This is a genomic window from Gemella haemolysans (assembly GCF_001553035.1).
GTDB lineage: Bacteria > Bacillota > Bacilli > Staphylococcales > Gemellaceae > Gemella > Gemella haemolysans_B.
The window spans coordinates 1-343 of sequence record NZ_KQ959992.1 but is presented as its reverse complement, the minus strand read 5'-3'; the positions used below and the strand labels follow the sequence as shown (position 1 = coordinate 343).

The following is a 343-nucleotide window of genomic DNA, read 5'->3' as shown; positions in this document are numbered from 1 at the left end:
TCTTACCGGACTTGGTATTTCTGTAACTTCTATCTTATCCTTCGCAGCTACTTTTACTACTGTCTCCGTTACTTCTTTTACTTCTGGAGTTCCTACTCGTTGTGTGACTTCTCCTGTTTTCGGATTTACTTCGTACGTTGTTGTTACTTTTCTTGTTCCTTTTTGTCCAAGCACTGTAATATTATCTTGCCCTACATCACTCGTACTATCTTTTTCGTATCTTACCGGACTTGGTATTTCTGTAACTTCCACTTTATCTTTCGCGGCTACTTTTACTACTGTCTCTATTGCTTCTTTAACTTCTGGTTTTTCTACTTTTTCTGTGACTTCTCCTGTTTTCGGA

Annotated in this window: 1 pseudogene; it reads right to left on the bottom strand. The window is 38.2% G+C overall.

The annotated features are described in order from the left end of the window. Nucleotides 1-343 (bottom strand): annotated as a pseudogene (locus tag HMPREF3186_RS09255) (hypothetical protein); the annotation flags it as partial.